This window comes from Streptomyces mesophilus, assembly GCF_040300965.1.
GTDB lineage: Bacteria > Actinomycetota > Actinomycetes > Streptomycetales > Streptomycetaceae > Streptomyces > Streptomyces mesophilus_A.
In genome coordinates this window covers 1-17,236 of sequence record NZ_JBEPEW010000071.1, presented here as the reverse complement: position 1 = coordinate 17,236, position 17,236 = coordinate 1, and the positions used below count along the sequence as shown (strand labels likewise).

15 protein-coding genes are annotated in these 17,236 nt (G+C 71.5%); 7 read left to right on the top strand and 8 right to left on the bottom strand.

Going from position 1 to position 17,236, the window contains the following annotated elements; translation table 11 throughout:
- Nucleotides 1-284 precede the first annotated feature (284 nt).
- Genes ABT367_RS23685 through ABT367_RS23675 form a run of 3 tightly spaced genes read left to right on the top strand, consistent with a single transcriptional unit; the run spans nt 285 to nt 4,085 of the window.
- Complete coding sequence (locus tag ABT367_RS23685) at nt 285-698, top strand: carboxymuconolactone decarboxylase family protein (RefSeq protein WP_352255087.1); 414 nt, start codon at nt 285-287, stop codon at nt 696-698.
- Between the two features lie 19 nt (nt 699-717).
- The gene (locus ABT367_RS23680) at nt 718-1,728 is read left to right on the top strand and encodes an ACP S-malonyltransferase (protein ID WP_352255086.1); all 1,011 of its coding nucleotides are present in this window, start codon (nt 718-720) and stop codon (nt 1,726-1,728) included.
- Nucleotides 1,725-4,085: a beta-ketoacyl synthase N-terminal-like domain-containing protein gene (locus ABT367_RS23675; protein ID WP_352255085.1), complete on the top strand. Its 2,361-nt coding sequence runs from the start codon at nt 1,725-1,727 to the stop codon at nt 4,083-4,085. The genes ABT367_RS23680 and ABT367_RS23675 overlap by 4 nt, the downstream gene beginning before the upstream one ends.
- A gap of 207 nt (nt 4,086-4,292) precedes the next feature.
- Here the strand turns inward: ABT367_RS23675 and ABT367_RS23670 are convergent, their stop codons facing one another.
- Both ABT367_RS23670 and ABT367_RS23665 read right to left on the bottom strand, forming a co-directional pair.
- Nucleotides 4,293-4,496 carry a cold-shock protein gene (locus ABT367_RS23670; RefSeq protein ID WP_165334051.1) on the bottom strand — a complete coding sequence of 68 codons (204 nt, stop codon included), beginning with the start codon at nt 4,494-4,496 and terminating at the stop codon, nt 4,293-4,295.
- 336 nt (nt 4,497-4,832) lie between these two features.
- Nucleotides 4,833-5,786, bottom strand: coding sequence for a YihY/virulence factor BrkB family protein (locus ABT367_RS23665; RefSeq protein WP_352255084.1), 954 nt, complete (start codon nt 5,784-5,786; stop codon nt 4,833-4,835).
- 191 nt (nt 5,787-5,977) lie between these two features.
- Between ABT367_RS23665 and ABT367_RS23660 the strand changes: the two genes are divergently transcribed.
- On the top strand, nt 5,978-7,066 hold the full coding sequence (locus ABT367_RS23660; protein WP_352255083.1) for a hypothetical protein: 1,089 nt from the start codon (nt 5,978-5,980) through the stop codon (nt 7,064-7,066).
- Between the two features lie 2 nt (nt 7,067-7,068).
- Nucleotides 7,069-8,178: a hypothetical protein gene (locus tag ABT367_RS23655; RefSeq protein ID WP_352255082.1), complete on the top strand. Its 1,110-nt coding sequence runs from the start codon at nt 7,069-7,071 to the stop codon at nt 8,176-8,178.
- Nucleotides 8,179-8,300: 122 nt separating this feature from the next.
- On the opposite strand, the gene ABT367_RS23650 is transcribed toward ABT367_RS23655, so the two are convergent.
- Entirely contained in the window at nt 8,301-9,428 is a 1,128-nt protein-coding gene (locus ABT367_RS23650) for a flavin-containing monooxygenase (RefSeq protein ID WP_352255081.1), read from the bottom strand.
- Nucleotides 9,429-9,467: 39 nt separating this feature from the next.
- Nucleotides 9,468-10,874, bottom strand: coding sequence for an MFS transporter (locus ABT367_RS23645; protein WP_352255080.1), 1,407 nt, complete (start codon nt 10,872-10,874; stop codon nt 9,468-9,470).
- Between the two features lie 139 nt (nt 10,875-11,013).
- Here ABT367_RS23645 and ABT367_RS23640 point away from each other — a divergent pair, with 139 nt between their 5' ends.
- Entirely contained in the window at nt 11,014-11,580 is a 567-nt protein-coding gene (locus ABT367_RS23640) for a TetR/AcrR family transcriptional regulator (protein WP_352255079.1), read from the top strand.
- 98 nt (nt 11,581-11,678) lie between these two features.
- On the opposite strand, the gene ABT367_RS23635 is transcribed toward ABT367_RS23640, so the two are convergent.
- Entirely contained in the window at nt 11,679-12,455 is a 777-nt protein-coding gene (locus tag ABT367_RS23635; RefSeq protein WP_352255078.1) for an SDR family NAD(P)-dependent oxidoreductase, read from the bottom strand.
- A gap of 148 nt (nt 12,456-12,603) precedes the next feature.
- Nucleotides 12,604-12,921 (bottom strand): hypothetical protein, encoded by a 318-nt coding sequence (locus tag ABT367_RS23630; RefSeq protein ID WP_352255077.1) that lies wholly within the window; start codon nt 12,919-12,921, stop codon nt 12,604-12,606.
- Nucleotides 12,922-13,181: 260 nt separating this feature from the next.
- Here ABT367_RS23630 and ABT367_RS23625 point away from each other — a divergent pair, with 260 nt between their 5' ends.
- The gene (locus tag ABT367_RS23625; protein WP_352255076.1) at nt 13,182-13,991 is read left to right on the top strand and encodes a hypothetical protein; all 810 of its coding nucleotides are present in this window, start codon (nt 13,182-13,184) and stop codon (nt 13,989-13,991) included.
- 98 nt (nt 13,992-14,089) lie between these two features.
- Here ABT367_RS23625 and ABT367_RS23620 read toward each other — a convergent pair whose 3' ends face one another.
- On the bottom strand, nt 14,090-14,656 hold the full coding sequence (locus ABT367_RS23620) for a hypothetical protein (protein ID WP_352255075.1): 567 nt from the start codon (nt 14,654-14,656) through the stop codon (nt 14,090-14,092).
- 123 nt (nt 14,657-14,779) lie between these two features.
- Nucleotides 14,780-17,236: ATP-binding protein (locus tag ABT367_RS23615; RefSeq protein ID WP_352255074.1), on the bottom strand; the 2,457-nt coding region annotated here is incomplete at its 5' end.

Genomic DNA, 17,236 nt, shown 5'->3' with positions numbered 1-17,236 from the left:
GCCACCAACGGATCGTTCATCGATGCCCGTCCTGCCTGCCTCGGGGAGCCTGACAGGACAAGACTCCTTCAGGATCCAGCAGTTCGCTATCGGGAAGGGCCGACTGGAGTCAGTTTCCGGAATGAGTGCATCCGATTTCAACCGGTTCAACGTGCCCGACGCGGCGGCCCGTGGAATCCGAACAGGTCGCCGTGGTCCACTCGATGCACCGGAGCTCTCCGCGTCGTTCGTCGCCCGTCTGCGCAAGTGGGCCATCCATCTGCCCCATCGGCAAGGAGCATGTCATGGACGACCAGCAATTCCGTGATGCCCTCGACGTGGCCCACCGCATCGGCGGGAAGGAACCCACCGACACCTTCCTTGCGGCACTCGCGGACCTGAGTCCCGCGCTCGGCCGCCACATCGTCACGTACATCTACGGCGACCTGCACCGGCGGGGGCAGTTCAGCACGGCGCAGCGCGAGTTGATGACGCTGGTGGTGCTCGCGACACTGGGCGGTTGCGAGCGCGAACTCGCCCTGCATACAGGTGTCGCGCTCGACGCCGGGCTCACCGCGGACCAGATCGTCGAGGCCTTCGTGCACGTCGGCGCCTACGCGGGCACTCCACGCGCGGTCAACGCCGTACTCGCCGTCCGGCAACCGCTCGCCGAGCGCGGCCTGCTGCCGGTCACCGACGCGGCCGGACCGCCGGCCTGAGCAGAAGGAGACGCGCCCGATGACCCCTCGCACCGCCTTCCTGTTCCCCGGGCAAGGTGCCTATCTGCCGGGCATCCTCACCCGCATCGCCCCGGAAGTACCCGAGGTGGCCGCCTTGTTGGCGGAGATCGACGAGGCTGCGGAGGCCGATCCGCAGTCAGGCGTCGCCTTTCTGCTCACCGACACGGGTGCGCCCGCGCTGGACGTCCTTGTCGAGCACGATCCGCTCCGGCTCGACCTGGCGCTGTTCGCCGGTGCTCTGGCCACGTACCACGTCATCCGCGCCACGGGAGTGCGGCCCGATGTTCTGGCCGGACACAGCTTCGGCGAACTTGCCGCTCTCACGGCCTGCGGAGCGCTGACCGTCCAGGATGCGACCCGGTTCATCGTGACGCGGGATTCGGCCTTCCGTAAGGCGGCACCGCCGGCCGGCGGCATGCTGGCCATGCCCCTCGACGGCCGCCGCACCGCCCATCTGGTCGGGCTGCTGGACGATCCCGCGTTGGCGCTGGCCGTGGAGAACGGCCCGGACGACTGCGTGGTGTCCGGTCCCGCCGACGCGCTGGCCCGGGCGGCCCGCCTCGCGCGCGCCCTCGGCGTCGACTCCGTCGAGGTGCCTGCCGCTTACCCCTTCCACAACCCTGTGCTGCGCGATGTGGCCGACGAACTCGCCCGCCGCACCGCCGAGTGGACGGTCACCGAACCTCGTACGCCGGTGTTCTCGTCCGCCCTCGGCCGCTCCATCACCACCGAGTCCGACGTCCGGCTGCTGGCCGCATTCCACCTCGTCCGCCCTGTCCGGTTCTACGACGGGCTTCGGCGCCTGCACCAGGACGGGGTACGGGCCTTCGTCGAATCCGGACCACGCACGCTGCTCACCCGGCTGGCCAAAGCGGCCTTGCCGCCGGGTGTCACGACGGTGGCCCCGATGGACCGGCGTCGGACACCCGCGGAGGTCGCCGAGTCCCTCCAAGGAGCGGCGCTGCCGGCTCGCTGGCCGGCCGCGGAAGCCGTGGGGCTCGCGTCATGAGTTTCGCCGACGAGGGTCGGGCGCACGGTGAGCATCCGGCCCCGGAGCCGGACGCGGATCCGGTGGCAGTGGTAGGGATGGGTGTCGTCGTGCCGGGCGCAGACAGCCCGGAGACGCTGTGGCGTCAACTCCACTCACCCAAACCGGTGTTCGTCGAACCGGGCCCCCGTTTCGATCTCGACCAGTACTGGTCGGACGACCCTGCCGCAGCCGACCGCAGCTACTCCCGGCTCGGGGGTTATCTCCATGACTTCGTGCCTTCCGCCGGATTGGCGAAGTGGGCCCGCGACCAGCGCGAGCCGGCCGCCGTGTGGCTGCGCCATGTGCTGCTGCAGGCGCGTGATTCCATGCGATCCACCCGCCCTGCACCCGGCGGCTCGGACCGCGCACCACGCACCGGCGTGTACATCGGGGCCTGGACGGGTGGCTACCCCGGCCCGGCCGAGTCCCATGTGCTCGAATCCGTGGTCCAGGCCGTGCACCGAGCGCTGGGCTCACCTGACGCGGACATGGTCCGCACAGTGCTGTCCGCCCACTACCGGCATGCGCACACCGACCGCACCCGGACGCTTCCGACGGCAGTGGTCCGTACCGCCCTGGAAGGGATCGTCGCCGAGCCGGCCGAACTCATGGTCGTGGACACCGCATGTTCCTCCGCGCTGCATGCGATCGATCTGGGCACCAGAGCGCTCCTCTCGGGAGCCTGCGACGTGGCCTACTGCGGCGGAGTGCTCGCCCTGGCACCGGCCAACGGCGTCTTCTTCGGGAAACTGCGCGGCCTGTCGCCTACAGGCCGGGTACTGGCCATGGACCGCGCGGCGGACGGAACGCTGTTCAGCGACGGCGCAGCCACGGTGGTCCTCAAACGGCTCTCCCGCGCACGGGCGGAGGGCGACGAGGTGCTCGCGCTCCTGGCAGGATTCGGCGGGGCCACGGACGGCCGTGGCAAATCCATCTTCGCGCCGAACCCGGCCGGTCAGAGGCGCGCCGTCGAACGCGCCCGAGCCGTCAACTCCCTGGGCGCGCAGGACATCGGCTGGGTGATCGCGCACGCCACCGGCACTCCCGCAGGGGACCTGGCCGAACTGCGGATGCTCTCCGATGTCGCACCCGCCGACGGCTATGTCTGCACGAGCAACAAATCGGTCCTCGGGCACAGCGGCTGGGCCGCGGGCGGCGTCTCCCTCATCCACGCGATCCTCGCGCTCCAGCACGAGGAGATCCCGGCCCAGCACGAGTTCACGGCTATGCCGGACGCCGTGTCCGACGCCCGACTGACCATCCCGGTCGCACCGCTGGCGTTCCGCGCAGGCCCGAACAGGGCGCGTACGGTCGGTGTTTCGGCCTTCGGCTTCGGAGGCACGAACGGTCACCTGCTGATCCAGGAACCACCGCGGAGCGACTGGCCCAGGACCTCGCACCCGCGCTCGTCACCGCCACGGAGCGCTGATCCGACCGTGCTCGTCGCATGGAGCAGTCGGCTCCCGAGTGCACTGAGCCGGCCGGAGGTCGAGGCCTGGCTGCGGGGAACGGGCAAGGCGCCACCGGCCCACTTCGCTCGTCCGTACCCGCTGCCGGATTTCAAGTCCGTACGGATGCCGCCGAGGACCATGCGCGGGATAGATCCGTCCCATCTCATGGCCATCGAGTCGGCCAACGCACTCACCGCGGAATGGGGCTCCCTGGGGGAGGGGCTGCGGGAGCGCACAGGTGTCATCGCGGCATACACCGGGATGCCCCTCGCCCTCGCCCGGCTGGCCCTGCGCTGCTCCGCGGACGACACGCTCGCCGCCCTGGCCCGGGCCGGAATGCCGTCTCGCGTGCTCCAGGCGGCAGAGGAGTGGACCGGGGAGGTGCGGCGCACGGTGCCGGCCCCGAGCGAGGACAGTCAGGCGGGGGTGATGCCCGGTGTCATGGCCTCGCGGATTGCCGCGCACCTGGACCTGCACGGCCCCACCATGACCATCGACGCAGGCCCGGACTCGGCCTCGGCCGCACTCCGCGTGGCACAGCGCCTGCTGGCCACCGGCGATCTGGACGTCGCCCTCCTGGCCGCGGTCGCGGCACAGCCCGTGTCGCTGCCCTCGGACGGAGCCGCCGAGCAGGCGGAAGGAGCCGCCGGGCAAGCGGAAGGAGCCGCCGAGCAGGCGGAAGGAGCCGCCGGGCAAGCGGAAGGAGCGTTCCTGCTCGCCCTCACCTCGCCGGCGACGGCACGCGAACACGGCTGGCGTCCCCTGGCCGAGGTGGACCCTGACCCCGGACCGCGGCACCACGTTGAAGTACCGGCCGGCGCGACGGCCTATGCAGGTCTGCATGCCGTACTCGCCCTCCTCGGCGCGGCCGCGCGTACGGACTGATCACTCGAGGCTTCAACCGCTCTGGTCCAGGCGCTGGTTGGGAGCCGAGACCCTGAGGGGTCCCAGTGCCCTGGCCGGATCATCGGCGTGAAGCCGATGCCGCTGTGGCACGCGACACATGGCGACGGCGGTCGGTTCGGATCTGCCCCCGACGCACAGCGCCCGCCCCAGGCGGCATGCCTGGGGCGGGCGCTGTGCGGGTGGGGCTCAGGCGGGAGTGATGTTCTCCGCCTGCGGGCCCTTCTGGCCCTGGGTGATGTCGAAGTTCACCTTCTGGCCCTCCTGCAGCTCACGGAAGCCCTGGGCGTTGATGTTCGAGTAGTGGGCGAAGACGTCGGGGCCGCCGCCGTCCTGCTCGATGAAGCCGAAGCCCTTTTCCGCGTTGAACCACTTCACGGTTCCAGTAGCCATGTAGTCCTCCAAGAGACTCGTGATCGGTTCCCGCACGGTGCGGGAACCGGAGGTGATCGTCCTGGCCCTCCGAGACTCTGAACAGCAAAACGCCCGTGAACTCGCGCTCACGGGCGACCGGTACTTCGGAACCATGACAGCTGAGGGTGACGCTACACGCACAGACCCCCGAACAGGCACCCCCTTCGCCAACTTCCCGTCCGGTCGGGCCGGATCTGCGGCTGCCGGGAGGGGCGTCGAGGCCTTGTTTTAGGGGCACTTCGGCGCGTACGGGACATTTTTCCCTTCCTGTTTGACGCGTTCAGCCGTTGAGGTGGAGGCATAACCGGTTCGGAGTCATACCCCGGGGTCGGGTTCGACCGGTCCCGGCCGCAGCGCGCGGACCGCCTCCAGTTGAGCGGCGAAGGCCAGGCCCAGAAAGAGGGCGATCGAGGTGAGGTAGGCCCACAGCAGCAGGGACATGAAGGCGCTCAGCGGACCGTAGACGGCATCGAACGAGCCGCTGAGGGAGAGATAGCGGCTCAGTATCCAGGTGAGCGCGGTCCACAGGACGAGGTACACGGCGGCGCCGAACGCCAGCCAGGTGTAGCCGGGTTGGCGCCGGCGCGGGGCGCGCCGGAAGATGACACTCGCCGCGATGAGCGCGAGGACGAGACCCAGCGGCCAGCGCACCACACTCCATACGGTGCCGGTCAAGGCGTCGATGCCGTACACCGCCGAGGCAGCCGCACCCAGAGCCTCACCGGCAACCATGAGGACGAAGCCCAGGCCGAGCGGCAGGGCGGCGGTGGCGGCCATGGCGAGGCCGCGCAGGTACTTCCGGTGGAAGGGCCGGTCGCGTTCGTTGCCGTAGATGCGGTTGGCGCCCCGTTCGATCTGACACATGGCCGTCGTGATGTTGAGCAGGGAGAACGCCAGCGCCAGCCACAGCGCGGCCTGGGTCCCCTCGTCGGCGGTCCGCCGGCTGCGCGCCAGCGCCTCGTCGATCACTTCGCTGCTTGTCCCGAGCGGCATGCGCTGCAGGGTCTCCTGCGCGAACCGGCCGATGCTCTCGGTGTGCAGGACGGCCGAGAGCCCGACGAAGACGATGGCCATCGGGACCAGGGCCAGGACCGTCTGCAGGGCAAGCGCCCGCGCGTGGCTGAACCCGTCCGCGTAACGGAATCGTATGAACGCGTCCCGCAGCAGATGCCAGCCGCCGTAATGGCGCAGTGCCTCGTAGGCCTCGTCGCCGGAGAGTTCGGGCCCTCTCATGTCCCGTGTCTCGGGGACCGTCGTCGCCGTACCCATGAACCGCCCCCGGATCCCCTCGGCCGAGCACGCCGTGCGCGGGCTCGTCCGGGTCTCTGTGCCCCGGCACACCTCGCTCAATCCGGCGCGGTTTTCCGGGCGCCACGTAGCGCCGGATTGTCAATGTGGCATCTGTTCACGAGTGGTGGAGGCCCATACGCTGAGCGGCTTTCGCACTTGAGGGAGGGCTGGTGAACGGTCTTCGTGCGTTATTGATGTGCTTGGTGATCGCTTGTGCCTCATCGGTGGTGCCGACTGCCGCGGCCACGGCGCCTTCGGCGCCACCCGTGGCCGCCGCGCCGCGCTGGGAGGCGCTCCCGGTACCGCCGGTGCCGTCCGGGTCGGCGAGCGTGTCCGATCTCGCCGCCCGCGGGCCGGACGACGCCTGGGCCACCGGGGTCGAGCATGCCGCCGACGGCTACCTGTGGCCGTTGCTCTACCGGTGGGACGGCAGCACCTGGAGCCGTGACACCACGTTCCCGGGCGCCGGCGAGTCGGGGCACCTGGGCAGGATCCAGTTCGTCGGCGAGGAGGTGTGGATCTTCCACAGCGGTGCCGGGGGAGGCGAGATCCTGCGCTGGTCGGCGGGCAGTTGGAGCACCGTTCCGCTCCCGCAGACCCTGTGGTACTACCAGGACTTCGCCGCGGTGCCGGGCGCCGCCTGGGTGGTCGGCGAGGACGAGACCGGCGTCAAGGTCCTGCACTACGACGGCTCCCGCTGGACGACCCAGACCCCGCCGGACGGCGTGCTGTTCTACAGCGGTATCGAGGCGCGTGCGGCCGACGACGCCTGGGCCATGGTGGACCGCACCGACGAGGGCAGCCAGATCCTGCGCTGGGACGGCACCGCCTGGCGCGACGTGGCCGTACCGGTGCCGGCCGGCGGCAACGTGCACAACATTCTGCTCGAACCGTCCGGCCGGGCCACGTTCGGCGGCATGCGCTCCATCGACGGCGCGTCCCGCACCTTCCTGATGACCTTCAACGGGCGCGCGTGGCGGACCACTTACCCGCCGCTGGGCGAGACCTACACCTACGGCATGGTGCGCGGCCCGGACGGTGCGCTGTGGCTGCCGATGCGCAGCGAGCGCGCCTTCCAGTCGAAGTACGCGCGGGTGGACGGCGCCCGCACCACGTTCTCGTACGGGCCGGAGCGTACGAACGCGATCGACGTCCAGCCGCGTGTACTGGCGCGAGCCGGGGCTTCGCTGCTCGCGTTCGGGACCGTCGAGATCTACGGCTCGAGACCGACCCTGATGAGCGAACGGCTGGGAGGCTGACCATGGCACGTCGATTACTCGTTGCGGTTGTCGCCGCCGTGATGGCCGTCCTGGCCGTCATGACACCGGCCGCGGCCGATACGTCGTCCTGGGTGCACGTTCCGGTCCCGGCCGACGTACGCCCCCAGGCCGCGCTGAACGAGGCCGTGGCGTTCGGCCCCGACCGGGCCTGGGCGGTGGGCGCCGACGCGGTGGGCCGCCAGGCGCCCGGCTTCCCGCTGGTGCTGCGCTGGGACGGCGCCGCATGGCAGCGCCAGGCCCTGACCGGCATCGACTGGCAGGGCGAACTCCACTCCGTCGCCGGCACCGCACCGAACGCCGTATGGGCCGTCGGACGTGACTCCGCAGGCGCCGCGCACCTGCTGCGCTACGACGGCAGTACCTGGCGCGAGAGCCGCGCGCCGCGTGGTGTCCGACTGGACAAGGTCGTCTCCGGTGGCGGCGAGACCTGGCTGATCGGCGGCAGGGACGCCGGACAGGCTCTGCTGCGCTGGGACGGACGTGCGTGGCGGGACCTGCCGGTGCCGCCGGGTGCCGTGTACGGCCTGCACATCCTGGCGCCCGATGATGTCTGGGCCGCCGGCGCCGCCACGAACGGTGCGGCGGTGTCGCACTGGGACGGACAGGCCTGGCAGCAGACGATCGTGGACGGCGGCCCGCGCGCGGGCGTGGGCAGCATCCTGGCGGTGTCCCCGACCGAGGTGTGGGCGGGCGGTACGGCAGGTTTCATCGGCGGGCCCATCGGCCGCCCGATCCCGCCCTTGCTGACGCGCTTCGACGGGCAGACGTGGAGCCGGGTGGCGCTGCCCGCGGACTTCGGCTCGGTCAGTTCCTTCGCCCCCACCGACTCCGGCCGGCTGGGCTGGGTCGCGATGTCCAACTCGATGAAGTGGGCCCCGCCGGGCAGCTCCCCGCCGCTGGAGCCGGGACCGGATTTCCTGGCCTGGGACGGCCAGTCGTTCACCGGCCACAGTGAACCGGCTGTGCCGGGGGAGGGCGACTCCTCGGTGCTGCGGCTCGCCCCCGTACCGGGCACGAGCACGGTGTGGTCGGTCGGCCGCGCCGCCGGTCCGGAGAGTACCTTCGCGCCCCGGATCCTGCGCTTCGGCTGACCGGACGGCCGGGGGCAGTATCCGGAGCGGACACTGCCCCCGGCCGCACGGCCGCGAAGAGGAGCAGCGCACGTGCGGCGCACACGGCACCGTCCACGCCTCGCGCTGTTGAGCACGGTTCGTCAACTGACGGCGATACGAGGCCCGGTGGGGCGGCGTGTGATGGCCCGGGCGATGCGCCGCGCCTCGGCGGGGTGCTGCCGCAGATTGCCTTCGAGAGCGGGCCGGTAACCGATGAAGTGCAGGCCGGGCATGCTCCGGTGAGGCCGCCCGTGGGCGTCGAGCGCGTCGAGATGTCCGACGAGGCCGGTGAGGCCGGGGTCATACCCGGTGGCGGTGAGGATCACGTCGGGCTGCAGGCGTGTGCCGTCGCGAAGGACGGCATCGCTGCGGTCGAGGCGGTCGATGGCTTCGACGACGGTGAGCCTGCCGGCAGTGAGGTGAGCGACGAAACCCTGGTCGACGGCGACGGTGACGCCGCTGGTGCGCATGCGCTCGTACGGGCCTTGGGCCGGGGTGGGCAGTCCGTAGGGGGAGAGGTCGCCTGAGGCGTGGCGGGCGACGGCGCGGGCGATGCGGTCGCGGAGTCGTTCGGGCAGTGGGCGCAGGGCGAGGGTGAGCGGGTGCAACGGGATGCCGTGGAGTTGGCGCGGGAGGATCGTCGGCGGGGTGCGGACGGACACCCAGAGCCGTTCGACACCGGCGTCGACGAGATGGCCGGCGATCTCCACGCCGGAATTGCCGGCCCCCACCAGCAGGACCCGCCGGCCGGCGAAGTCGGCGGCGCGGCGCACCGTGGCGACGTGCCGTATCGGCGGCCGGAAGTCTTCCTGCCCGGGCCAGTGGGGCACCTTGGGGATACGTTCGTGCCCGGTGGCGACGATGACGTGCTGACTGCGGTAGGTCCGGGAGCCGGTGTCGATCCGCCAGCCGTCGGGCGCCCCGTCGATCCGGAGGACCTCGACACCGTGGTGGATGCGTAACCGGGCCCGGCGGGCGAAGCGTTCGAGGTAGGCGATGTAGTCGTCGCGGCCGACCCAGCGGCCGGAGCGGCGGGGGATGCGCAGTCCGGGCAGGCCCGAGGTCCAGCGGATGGTGTTGAGGCGCAGATCCTCGTGACGGTGGCGCCAGGAGGTGCCGACGCTCTCGCCACGCTCGAGGAGAAGGGGGTCGATGCCGCGCCGGCGCAGGGCGTCGGCGGCGGCCAGGCCTGCGGGGCCGGCCCCGATGATGGTGACGGTGGGGGACATGGCGTTCCTCCTGGCTGTCATCGGCTTACGGACTGGCTGTCATCGGCTTACGGGCGTGCGCGGCGCGAGCAGTACGGATGCGGTCGGCGCGGGCCGGAGCAGGACGAGGGCGAGCAGACATCCGAGGAGGGCGAGAACGGCCGCGGCGGCGAACGCTGTCCGTAGTCCGGCGAGGTAGCCGGCGGTGCCGGTGACGTGGCTGGCCAGGAGCAGCAGGGCGGCCACGCCGAGCCCTGATCCGATGCGCTGGGCCGTGTTCACGATGCCGGCGGTGACTCCCGCGTCGGCCTGTTCCACCGCGGTCACCGCGGGGGCGGTGACGCCGATGAACGAGGCGGGCAGCCCCACTCCGAGCAGCAGGGCGGCGGGCAGGATGTCACTGGCGTAGTGGACGGTGGCGGGCACGGTCGCGAACCAGGCCAATGCGGCTGCCTGCAGGGCGAGTCCGGCCCACAGCAGGCTGTGGGTGCCGAAGCGTTCGGTCAGGACGGGCAGGGCGGTGCGGGAGGCGACCAGAGCGGCGAGCGCGACCGGCAGCACGGCCAGACCGGACTGTACGGGGCTGTAGCCCTGGGAGTTCTGCAAGTAGAGGGTGAGCAGCACGAACGCCGGTACGTGCACCGCGCCGACCAGGGCGCTGACCACGGCCGAGCCGCTGACCTGGCGGACACCGAGCAGCCGCAGCGGCATCAGCGGGGCCGTGCTGCGTGCCTGGACGGCGGTGAAGGCGGCAAGCAGCAGCAGCGCGGCGAACAGAGCGACAAGGGCCGGTATCCGGGTGGCCGGGTCGGCGAACGCGCCGATCGCGTAACCGAGCAGCAGCAGACCTGAGGTGCCGAGGACGGCGCCGGGCAGGTCGAGACGCCTCGCAGAGCGGTGCCCGCCGGTTTCGTCGGCGGGCAGCAACCTGCCGGTGAACAGCAGCGCGACAGCCCCGACGGGCAGGTTGATCAGGAAGATCGACCGCCAGCCGAACGCCTCGGTGAGCAGGCCGCCGGCCGCCGTGCCGAGAGCGGCGCCGACCGCACCCATCGCACCCCAGACACCGAAGGCCCGGCGGCGGGCGGCCGGATCGGTGAACGTCCGGGTCAGCAGGGCGAGTTGGGCCGGCACGGTGACCGCCGCCGCGATGCCCTGCAGTGCACGTGCCGCCAGCAGCAGCCACGGGTCGTCCGCCAGGCCGGCCAGCGCGGACGCGCCGGTGAAAAGGGCCAGCCCGAACGTGAACACCCGCCGGGCACCGAGTACATCGGCGACCCTGCCGCCGACCAGCATGCAGCCGCCGAAAGCCAGCAGGTAGGCGTTGGTGACCCAGGCCAACGAGGCCTCGCTCAGCTGCAGTCGGGCGCCGATGCTCGGCAGGGCAACGTTCACGATGGTGCCGTCCAGGAAGACCATGAGCTCCACCGCGGTGATGAGTACCAATGCTGCCGTGTGACGGTTCATCAGCCGGCTCCTTCGCTAGAGTGCCACTACAGCGAATGGTGGACTAGAGTGTCACTACAGTCAATCCCTTGGGGGAACGTCGATGACACCGCCCGCTTCCGGCGTACGTGCCGCCAAAGCCGCCCGGACCCGGGCTCGTATGCTCACCGCCGCCTGCGAGTTGTTCACCGAGCGCGGCTACACCGCCACGACCATGCAGGCGATCGCGGCCCGGGCCGAAGTGGCCGCACAGACCCTGTACTTCACCTTCGAGACCAAGCGCGCGATCCTCAAAGAGCTCCTGGACCGCGAGGTCGCCGGCGACGGCGCCCCCGTCGCCACCCTCGACCGCCCCTGGGTCGCCGAAGCCCTGGCCGCGCCACCTGAACAACTGCTGCGCACCCTCGTCGAGTCCACCGCGGACATCCATGCCCGGGTGGAGCCACTGCTCGAGGTCGTACGCTCGGCCGCGGCCGACGACCCGCAGATCGCCGAGCTCTGGCAGACGAACATCGGCCAGCGCCATACCGTCCTGGCCGTCTTCACCGGCGCGCTGGCGGCCAAGAATGCCCTGCGCCCGGGCCTCAACGCCGTCCGCGCGGCCGACATGGCCCTGGCGGTCCTGTCGCCGGAGAACTACCGCCTGCTCACTCGCCATCAGGGATGGGACGGCGCCGCGTGGGCCGACTGGGCCGCCGAAAACCTGATCAGGACCCTGCTCAAATAACCGGAGTCTTACTCTAGTGAAACCGACGGCGCGGCGACCGGGCGGCTGCGCTCATCGAGGGGTGACTCGCCACCGTGTGGTGCTCCGGGCCGGCTGCCTCAGTCGCCCGGCAGTTCGCGGAAAGCCGTGGGCGCGGCCAGGATTCCGCCGTCGACCCGCAGTGTCGTCCCGGTGATCCAGGAGGCGTCCTGGGAAGCCAGGAAGGCGACAGCGGCCGCGATGTCCTCGGGCTCCCCGACCCGTCCGAGCGGATACAACGCCCGTACGGCGTCGAGCTGTTGCTCACGGCCGGCCCAGGCCGCGGTGCGCACCGTGCCCGGAGCGACCAGGTTGACGCGCACCCCGCGCGGGGCGGCGTGATCGGCGAGGGTGCGCGTCAGGGAGGCGAGCCCCGCCTTGGCCGCGCTGTAGCCGTGGTTCCCGAAGGACGCCTCGCCGTTGACCGAGCCGATGTTCACGATGGCGCCACGGCCGGAGGCGGCCAGGTGCGGCAGCGCCGCACGGGCGCAGCGGAAGGCGCCGTTGAGCGTGACGTCGAGATCGCGCTCCCAGACCTCATCGGACTCGTCCTCGAACAGCGTCGCGTCCGTTCCGCAGGAGGCGGCGTTGTTGACCAGGACATCGAGAGCCCCCAGGCGTTCCACGGCGTACGCCACCGCCGCCTCCACCGACGTACGGGATGCCACATCACAGGCCAACGCCCAAGCATCGGCGCCCTTTTCGCGCAGAGCGCGAGCCGTCTCCTCGACCGCCGACCCGTCCACATCCGTCAGCAGCACCCGCCCGCCCTCCTGGGCGATGCGCCGTGCCGTGGCCGCGCCGATCCCGCGAGCCGCCCCGGTGACCAGTACGCCGTGCTCCTCGAAGCGCTTCATCCGACTCAACGTACCGATCACCGGTCCGACCCCACCAGGGTCCGACGAGTGGCATCCCCGCTGAGGGCGCTTTCGGCGATCCGGGTCGTCCGCGCAAGGGTCGAGTGCGACGTGGACGGCCTCGATCCTTGCGTACGAGGGCGGTTGCCTACGGCTCGTACAGAGGCAGGAAGTGGATGACTGCCTGCTCGTACGGATGGGCCGCACGGACGGCCTGCTGGATGGCAGCGGCCTGCTCGACGTCGCAGACCGACTCGATCCGGCATTCCTCGCTGTGCTGCACGGCGCCCACCTCGCCGTCGTACGGCTGTGAGCCGGGCAGGGCCTGCCAGGTGCCGGTCACCTTCCAGACGCTGGAACACCGCGCGTACTCACCGACCCGCCCCGCGCCCGCCTCATGGAGCGCGTCGATCACCGCCTCCGCGTGACTGTCGGGAACGGATATTTCGATCTTGAGGCGCGTCATGGCAGGACCCTAACAACCCGGGCGATCACGAGATCCGGAGGGCCACCGCCATCCGTTTGGCGTGCGGTGTCGGCAGCGGGGGATCGGCCATTGGTGTGGGTTGGGGGTGGCCATACCGGTGGTGGTGGCCGAGGCGCGGCGATGGCGTGCGGTGGGCGGGCGGACGGTGGCGATGATTCACCTCGATCTGTTCGATTCCAGGGCCGGCCTGTGCGCGGCACAGTGCGCCGGAGCCTGGCGACTTCCGTGAGGTCAGGCACATGGGTAAGGGCTCCCGGCGCGTACGACGTCTGCTGGCGTGTGGTCTGTTGTCGTTGGCGGCCGGTGCGGTGACGGCCGTCCCGGCACTCGCAACCGGTTCCGATCACGAGCACGAGGAACCCGTGGGGGATCCGCACGCTCAGCACGGGGCGGGCCCCACGGTGAAGGTGCGCCCGCACGGCAAAGCGGGCTCCGACGTGTTCGCCGTGACGGTCCGTGCGATCGGCGCCGAGACGCGGTCACCGGCCGCTCGCGCGGGGGAGCGCGTCACGTACGAAGTCGTCGTCCGCAACCGCACCGCGCAGGACTTCCCCGAAACCGAGATCGTGCAGATGCTTCCGGGCGGCGCGAAGGTGGTGTCGTCCGAGCCCGAAGGGTTCGTCGACCAGGAGTGGCTGGTCTGGCAGTTGGGGCTCGATGCGCAGCAGAGCGTGACGCTGCACTCGACGGTAGTCGTCCCGCCGTCCGACGACGCCGACGCGCCGCGCTCACGCAGCGCCGTGTGCGTACGGGTGGAGACAGCGGCCGGGTTCAGCGGGTGCGGGGCGGATTCCCGTCCGGCGAAGAAGCACTCCGCACCACCGCAGGCCGCCCCCGGTGCACCCGGTGCCCCGGCGGCCGGAGGCAAGGGCGCGGACGGCGACAGCAAGCCGGTCGCGGCCGAGGCGGCCCCCCAAGCGACCGCGGCTTCGAGTGAATCCTCCGGGTACAGGCCGCTGTTGATCGGTGCGGCCGTATTCATCGCCACCACGGGCTTGCTGACCGCCTGGGTCTTCGGTCTGCGCCGGGGACGCACGTCGCACCGCTGACGCGAGCGAACTCGTCTGCCAGGCGAGCCGGTTGAGCTCAGATGCTCCGGTAACCCGGGCGGCGTAGGCATGGTCATACGCAGGTTCGGCGGCCTGTCCTAGGCGCTGTGGCGGGCTTTGGCCAGGGGGATACGGGCCACCGGTGCCAGCCCGGCCATCAGGAGCAATGCGCCGATCGGCAGAAGATCCAGGTTGGCCGCGAACAGTACGAAGCCCCCGAGGACCGCCATGGGACTCCACAGGGGCAGCAGACGCGGGGTCGCGGCAACGAGCATGGCCAGCAGGGTGAGCCAGCCCAACTGGAATGCCAGTGGGCCGATCATCTCCAGGGGTTCGGGCAAAGGTGCTGCTGAGTCCACAGCTGCGAACAGGTCACCGATGATCACCCAGAGGAAACAGGCGACACCGAACATCCCGGCTGCCGCGGCCGCGTTCGCGAGCAGTTGCCTGCGCGCGGTGGCGACGGGGACGAGTTGCCGCAGCCTGACCGTCACCACGCCGAAGAGGACGAAGCCGAGCAAGAACAGCGTATGTCCGAGGTTCCAGGCGAGCCCGGGCCCATGCTGTCCGTCCATCCCGTCGACGAGTCGCAGCAGGCCGTACAGGACGAGCAGAAGCGGGGCGATGAGCCAGAGCCTTGGCATGCCCATGTGTTTGGAGGTCATGCCGGAAGACTCACAGGCTGCAGACCTCGAGCCTATTGGGGGCGCCCCCAACGAACCCCGGAATGCGTCCCGTAGGGGCCGACCGCCGCAGCAGTGGAGCCGGCCATGACGGCGACCCACCCGTCAAGGGCGGGAGTCGTCCGCTTGGCCGAGGTGTGTTCGGGCTGCGGCCGACCAGTGAGGGGCGTGCCACCGGTCGGCGATCTCGGCGGCCCGGGCGAAGTGGGCGGCGGCGTCATCGTCGCGGCCGAGCAGCAGGGCGAGTTCGCCGAGCGTGTGAGCGACCGGACGCAGCCCGAGCGACAGGCTCTCCGCGCCGGCCGGGGGACCCTCACGGTGGGGGCGCAGGTCCGCGTAGACCTCCTCGGCGGCATCGCGGTCATGGAGCGCGACGATCGCCATGGCGCGCAGGCTCGTCAGGAAAGTGAAGAAGAAGTCGTGGCGTATCGGCCCCGGGGCCGTGCGGGTCCGGCGTGCCTCGTCGACGCGGCCGGCGGCGTGCAGGGAGAGCGTGAGCAGGTCGGCGAGCATCGGGCCGAGCGCCTCGTGGAGCGCCCGTACCTCATCGAGATGGTCGCCGAGCGTGCCGGCATTCAGCCAGAGTGTCGCCCGCGCGAGGCCGATGAAGCCGGTGTGCACCGATCCCGCGCGTTCCATGCGCGCGACGGCCTCTACGTAGCGGCGCTCGGCGTCGGCGAACCTGCCCTCGACGAGTGCCTGGGCCGCGAGCGCGATCTCGGCGGCGCTGATCGCCTCCGGCATCCGGTAGGCGCGGGCGAGGTCGAGGGTCTCGCCGATCAAACGGCGCACGGTCGCCGGGTCGTTGGCCGCGGCGGCGTTCGCGGCGAGGCCGAAAAGCCCGGTCACGCGGTAGACGGGCAGATCGTGCTCGACACCGATCTCCGCCAGCTCCCGGGCATACTCCTCGCTCCGCGTGTCGTCCGACAGGACAAGCAGCGCCGCGGCCCGCAGGCGGGGATCGGTGGCGAGGCCGAGTGCTTCGCGCGCCGCGGCCACGACCGTCGGATCGTCCTCGCCCACCAGCTCATTGGCGTACGCGACGAGGAGGCGGCAGCGCGCCTCGGGGTCGAGACCGGACCGCTTGAGCAGGCGGCCGAGGCGGTCGACGACGGGGCGGTCGACCGTGCCGTATGTGCGGGCCTGCCAGGGAGTGGGCTCGGTCCAGGCGGTGAACGCGGCGATCATCAGGTCGTCGCGCCCGATCGACTCGGCGTACTCCACGGCCTGTTCACGCGTGCGCCTGGCAGCGGCGACGGCCCCGGCCCTGATCTGCGCGCGCAGCAGCCGGCCGAACAGGTCGACACGCTCGTCCGGTGCACAGGAGCCCGCGGCCGCGACCGCGTCGGCGAGCAGCGCGGCGGCCACGTCGTGGGCGTAGCGCGCTTCGGCCAGTTCCGCGGCCCGTACGCAGTAGCCGACGGCCTTCGGTGACCCGGCGCGCGCATAGTGGTGGGCGAGCGCCGCGATATCACCCGTGCCCTCCAGGGCAGCCGCGATCCGGGCATGCATCCGGGCGGCCCGCAGCCGGCTGACGTCGGCGACCAGCGTTTCCCTGACCAGTGCGTGGACGAACCGGACGAGCCCCGGCCCGGGCTCGTCGAGCAAGCCGGCGATGACGCCCGCATCCAACGCGTCGAGCACGCCGTCCTCGTCGGTGTCGGCCGCCTGCACGAGCACATCAACCGAGCTCTCCCGGCCGGCCACCGCCGCGAGGCGCAGGACGGCCACCCCGCTCTCCGGGAGTCTCGCAAGGCGGCGCCGCAGCACGTCCCGTACGCCCTCGGGGACCTCGGAGAGCGCGACCAGCGCGCCCTCGCCGGTCAGCAGCCGCGCGCTCTCGCGTACATAGAAGGGGTTGCCGCCGGTCCGCTCGGCGATCCCGGCCACGGTCGCGTCGTCGGCCTCGCACTCGGCGCGTACGAGTTCCGCCACGTCTTCGCCGTTCAGGCCGGGCAGCTCGAGCCGGAGCGGCGCGGTGCGGGCCAGGGCGCCGAGCGTTTCCGTGAGGCGTTCGCTCTCGTCCGCGCGGTATGCCGCGACGACCAGGATCGGGGCCTGAACACCGACACTGCCGCCGAGCAGTTCCAGCGTGGCCGCGTCCGCCCAGTGCAGGTCGTCGAGGACGACGGCGACCGGCCGGCCGGCGGCGGCCGCCGCGAGCCAGTTCCACACGGCCTGCCGCAGTCTGAACCGCCCGGCCGTCGCGTCGCCGTTCACCGGCGCGGCGTCTGCGAGCAGCGGCGCCAGGGCGTCCGCGAACTCCCCTGGAGGGACGCTCGCGGCCACCTTCCGCAGCGCCTCGACCCACGCCCATGCGGGCGGTGCGCTGTCCACGTCGGGGCAGCGCCCGGTGGCCACGAGCCATCCGTCCCGCTCGAGTCGCGCGCCGAGTTGGCCAAGGAGGGAGGACTTGCCGAGCCCCGCCTCGCCGGTGACGAGTGCGACGCGGATCCCCTCGGTGGCGGCGTCCCCGGCGGCCGCGCACAGTGCCGCGAGCTCGGTTTCCCTGCCCACGAACGTGGCCTCCCGCGCTGGGGGCGGGGTGGCGCCGGGCCCGTT